This window comes from Lactobacillus helveticus DSM 20075 = CGMCC 1.1877 (assembly GCF_000160855.1).
Classification (GTDB): Bacteria; Bacillota; Bacilli; order Lactobacillales; family Lactobacillaceae; genus Lactobacillus; species Lactobacillus helveticus.
Genome location: NZ_GG700754.1, coordinates 131,596 through 136,786, shown reverse-complemented (window position 1 = coordinate 136,786; position 5,191 = coordinate 131,596). Strand labels below are relative to the sequence as shown.

At 36.3% G+C, this 5,191-nt stretch carries 5 protein-coding genes and 1 pseudogene; all 6 read left to right on the top strand.

Annotation, left to right across the window (positions count from 1 at the left end; all coding sequences use genetic code 11):
* Positions 1 to 549 precede the first annotated feature (549 nt).
* The 6 genes and pseudogenes from apf to HMPREF0518_RS05540 all read left to right on the top strand — a co-directional run bounded on the left by apf (position 550) and on the right by HMPREF0518_RS05540 (position 5,053).
* A complete protein-coding gene (gene apf, locus HMPREF0518_RS05565; RefSeq protein WP_003626950.1) occupies positions 550 to 1,245 on the top strand; it encodes an aggregation-promoting factor in 696 nt (231 codons plus the stop codon).
* Between the two features lie 137 nt (positions 1,246 to 1,382).
* Positions 1,383 to 2,441 (top strand): SEC10/PgrA surface exclusion domain-containing protein, encoded by a 1,059-nt coding sequence (locus HMPREF0518_RS05560; protein ID WP_003626948.1) that lies wholly within the window; start codon positions 1,383 to 1,385, stop codon positions 2,439 to 2,441.
* 69 nt (positions 2,442 to 2,510) lie between these two features.
* The gene (locus HMPREF0518_RS05555) at positions 2,511 to 3,089 is read left to right on the top strand and encodes a histidine phosphatase family protein (protein WP_003626946.1); all 579 of its coding nucleotides are present in this window, start codon (positions 2,511 to 2,513) and stop codon (positions 3,087 to 3,089) included.
* Positions 3,090 to 3,650 (top strand): annotated as a pseudogene (locus tag HMPREF0518_RS10750) (histidine phosphatase family protein); the annotation flags it as partial.
* Entirely contained in the window at positions 3,648 to 4,307 is a 660-nt protein-coding gene (locus tag HMPREF0518_RS11055; protein WP_035504500.1) for a putative quinol monooxygenase, read from the top strand. The pseudogene HMPREF0518_RS10750 and the gene HMPREF0518_RS11055, both read left to right, overlap by 3 nt.
* Before the next feature lie 50 nt (positions 4,308 to 4,357).
* Complete coding sequence (locus HMPREF0518_RS05540) at positions 4,358 to 5,053, top strand: glycerophosphodiester phosphodiesterase family protein (protein ID WP_003626944.1); 696 nt, start codon at positions 4,358 to 4,360, stop codon at positions 5,051 to 5,053.
* The last annotated feature ends 138 nt before the right edge of the window (positions 5,054 to 5,191 follow it).

Below are 5,191 nucleotides of genomic sequence, written 5' to 3'. Positions count from 1 at the left end.
TATACTACTTCCTAGGTTCTTTTCTTAGATTTAGAGATCAAAAATATTAATTAGTCTTCAACTTTCTTAGCTTCGTTCATAGCCTTCATGATTGAAGGGTTCTTTGAGTGACAATCTTTGATCATTTGTAAATCTTCTTCAGTTAACTTAACTTCGTATTTAGTCATAATTATTCCTCGCTTTTATTTAAAAATACAATTTTACTATAGCACTTAACTTTCTAACTGGAAAGAATCTATTTTTGTTTGCAACAATATTTCAGCGTGTTAAATACGAACATGCTTTTGCACATAGCAAACCAAAAAATAAAAGTGCTAGAAAGCTTGATAGATCAATGTTTTGTATAAGCTAAATAAATTTACACTAATGTTACAAATGTTACAAGAATGTCATATCAAGTAATACTTTCTTAATGATCGAGTGATATTCCTGTTATGGTTCTGAAACGAAAAGCTTGTAGTATATACGATGTCGAGTTAATACAGACAGACGAATAAGTGAAAATTCGTTACTTATATTATTTTTTATAACTTTAAGGAGAGGATTTTTTTGAAGATTAAATCTATCTTAGTTAAGTCAATTGCAGTAGCTGCTATGTCAGTTACAGGTTTAGTAGTAGCAAACAATGCGGGCTCACAAACAGCTCAAGCTGCTATAGTTCAAAATGACGCTCACGTAGTAACTGTAAACTACGTTTCAGATAATTCAATTACTGTATACAACAACTACGAAAACCCAGTAGCAACTGGTCAAACTTTAGCAAGCAACACTTCATGGAAAGTTATTAAGACTGCATACGACTCAAAGGGTCATAAGTGGTACGACTTAGGCAAGAACCAATGGATTCGTGCTGAGTACGTAACTGCTGGTTATGTAGCAGCAAACAATGCAACTGCTAAGTCAACTACAACTGTTAGCCAAGCACCTACTGCTCAAACTCAAACCCAAACTCAATCACAAGCAGCAACTACTCAAACCGCTGCAACTACTAGTGCAAAGTCATACACTTCAAATGCAACTGGTTCAGAAGCTAGTGCTAAGGCTTGGATTGCTGCTCGTGAATCAGGTGGTTCATACAGCGCATCAAACGGTCAATACGTAGGTAAGTACCAACTTTCAGCATCATACTTGAACGGTGACTACTCAGCTGCCAACCAAGAAAGAGTTGCTGACCAATACGTACAAAGCCGTTACGGTTCATGGACTGCTGCTAAGGCATTCTGGCAAGCAAACGGCTGGTATTAATCAGTTAAAAACTAAATAACAATTGAATAATAAGAAAGGGCACTTTTTCCAAATTCGGAGAGGTGTCTTTTTGTAATTCAAAATAGTACGATATAATTAAATTATGGCTATGACAGTGCTAGAAAGTGAGGACAATTATGAGAAAGAAAATGATGGTGACATTGCTTACTAGTGTCTGTTTAATGGGACCTGTTAGCATGCTTACGCAAACTCATCCTCAAGTAGTACAAGCGGCCAGCAAAGGTAAACTGCGAATAAAAGGAAATAAAAAAGTACGTCTTTATACAAATCGCGGTAAAAAATCTAAGTATTACGCTTATACAAGCAGAACATATTCCTATTCTGCTAAGAATTATCTAAAAATTGGCAAGAAAAAGCATTTGGCTTATAAAATTGGTAATAATTCACATTGGATTTTAGCTAAAAATGCTAAATTGGTGAAGAAGACAGTGGATAGATATAGTCAAGCTGTCATTAAATTGCCAAGTGGCTATACGCGTTCTGCACTTTTAGAAGCATATAAGGGCCATCCAAGTGAAGAATTTATTGCAGCTTCAATGAAAGGCATGGAAGAAAATAATTTCTCACGGGTTGCAACTGATGAAAGTGCAAGCGATAAAAAGCTAATTAATCCGGATAAGCTTTCTGCGAGTGAACAACATGAATTAGCCGATTTTTCATTAAGAGTAATTAATAGTGCTCGTGAACAATTAGGACTTGAACCTTGGATTTATAGTACTGGTACGCAAGAATTGGCAGATGATATTGCCAAAGAATATGAAGAACATGGACGTAGCATTAAAGATCAAGGACATTATGTAGAAGGTATTGTCAAAGCTTGTCAAAAGCATGGCCTTGAATTAGATGATAATTATGTTGAAGATATGGCTGGTTTTACTATTAATAAAACCACTATGCCAATGGGTGAAATGAAGCGCAATGTCTACTTTGGCTTGAAACAAATGATTTTTGGCTTCGCTGGATCTGGTGAAGATGAGCGTAAAAACAAGTCTTTGTACCGTGAATGGGAACATGCTGGCGATTTGTTTAATACTCAAGGATCAAGCCATGATGGCGATCATAATTATTATGGCTTTAGCATTTCTAAGACGGGCAAGATTTACTCAATGCACTTTATTAGTGTCCCGACTTTCATTGTGGAAAGCGAGAAGTATAACACCAATTTTAGGCCGTAAAAATTAAATTAAGCACGTAATAGGCGTGATTTTTTGATATGATAGATAAAAAATACTAAGGAGAGAGATATGACAAAAACTTTATATTTAGTGCGACACGGACAAACATATTTTAATTATTATCACAAGGTGCAAGGAAGATGTGATTCTCCATTAACTGAGATGGGAATTCGTCAAGTAGAGATGGCACGTGACTATTTCCAAAAGCATGATGTTCATTTTGACAAGGCTTTTTCATCAACCCAAGAACGTGCCTGTGACACTTTAGAAATTATTACAGATCATAAGATGCCATATAAGCGACTAAAGGACTTGCGTGAACAATGTTACGGCATTTTTGAAGGTCAAGATGAATTTTTGCTTCCTTGGAACTACAATAATCCCAATGGTGATCCAACTATGGAAAAAGATGAAGATGTTGTGGGTAGAATGCATCGCGCTATTACGCAAATCTTGAAGGGTGTAAATGATGGTGAAACTGCATTAGTTGTTGGTCACGGTGATATTTTAGCTAAATATGTTAGAGATGTTGCCGATCCCAACTTTGCTGGTTTTGCCAATGCTTCTATTGTTAAGTTGTCAGTTGATGGCAAAAATGTTCATTTGGATACTTATGTATGGCCTGCGGAGAGTTTGAAACAAAATTAAATGGCGATAAATTTATATTTAGTACGACATGGACAGACATTATTCAATGCTCAACAAAGAATGCAAGGCAGCTGTGACTCTGCTTTAACTAAGTTAGGTATTAAGCAGGCTGAGGCTTTGCGAGATTATTTTAAGAAAAAGCGAATAGTCTTTGATAAGGCGTATTGTTCAACGCAGGAGCGTGCCAGTGATACGTTAGAGATTATTGCTGGTCCTGGAATGGATTACGAGCGCTTGAAAGATTTAAAAGAGAAAAATTATGGGCCATTTGAGGCTAAGAAAAACTTTTGGTGGCCACTAATGAAGTTTAGATCAGGTTCAATGGAAGATAATCGCGAAGTAGTTGAGCGGATAGAACGCGGAATTAATTTGATTTTGCGGGATGCTAAAGATGGCGAAAATATTTTAATAGTCGGTCACGGCGATAGCATGGGACAATACATTCGTGAAAAGGCGGGTAATCGCAAATTCCATGGTTTTCGTAATGCTGAATGCGTTCAACTGAAGAGCAATGGTCATGAAGTCGAATATGTGAAAAGCCATTGGCCTGCAAGAAAAATGGATGAAACACCAATTTTTAAAATTACTAAATTAAATATTGCAGAAAATGATCGCGATGAATATATTCGCAAGGCTGAAAAATATATGCATGATTCTATTCCAGCCGAAGAAGGAACTTTGGTTATCGGTAGTGCTCATGATGATGCTAAGGGCGAAGATAATTACAAGATTGAATTGTTCCGCAATAAGGAAGCAGAAGATGCGCATATTGCATCAATGTCAGCAGTAGATTTCGAAGAAACTGTGGATAGCATTAGCACAGATAAGAAGATTATCAACTTAAAGCCAGAAGTAATCACAACTCATGCACAAAAGGCTTTGAACAGCTATGCAGATAATTTTGTTATGCGTCTGGTAACTGTCGAAGTTAAAGAGAAAGATGCTGAAAAGTTTTCTCATTCAGTTAAAAAGGAAATGACTACTAGTATTGCATCTGAACCAGGTATGGAAATTATGATGTCAGGTACTAACAAGGATAATCCTAACGAATGGTACTTTGTTGAAGTTTATGCAAATGATGAAGCATATGATTCCCATGTTCAAACTCCTCACTATAAGGAATATATTGAGGAAACTGACGGCATGGTTATTAGAAGAGACGTTAAGACTCTCGTACGCGATGTATTGGCAACTCAAGGTGCAATTGTATTAGATTAATTTTGAAAAAGGGATGCTGCCGTGAGGTGGCATTTTTTGTGGGATAAAATATGACAGAAACAATTATTTTTGCTCACCGGGGATTGCCGGTGAAATTCGCTGAAAATTCATTAGAAGGCTTTCGCTATGCGGCAACGCATGGGGCTGAAGGCGTCGAATTTGATGTGCATTTGACTAAGGACAAGGTGCCTGTGGTCATGCACGATGAAGAAATTGATCGTACTACTGATGGCAGCGGCTATATCAAGGATTATACGTTGAGTGAAATCAGAAAGTTCCATTTGAAAAATGGCGAACCTGTGCCTATGTTGAGAGAACTTTTTGAAATTTTGCAAGATAAAGACTTGTACATTAACTTAGAATTCAAAACTAATAAGGTTCATGATAAGGGCATTGAAGCTATTGTTTTGGCACTGGCAAAAGAGTATCACTTCGTGCATCCTATTATCTTTTCGTCTTTCAATTATCAAACTTTGAAAAATTGCCAGCGTGTTGATCCGCATCAGCAATATTGCTTTTTAACCAAAGTTCCGATTCTTTTTCCACAAAGGCTTGTTAGAAAAAATCATTTTGCTGCGATTCATCCACATTGGTATTTGCCAAGTAAAATTACTCAGCGCATTTGGACTGTGGATAATCCTAAATTAGCTAAGCGATATTTTAAGCGGGGCGTAGCAGGCATTTTTACTAATAATTTTGAATTGATGAATAGAGTGAAGAGAAAGATGTTTGTTAATACAAAATAGCGGGACGTTAATGACCTGCCATTTTATGGTTGATATAATTTTAATCAAAAAGATTAAAAAATTACTTTATTTATTGAGGTAAACCAAAAGCTCGCTATTAATCATCCAAAAAGTTAAATAGCGAGCTTTAAATTAATC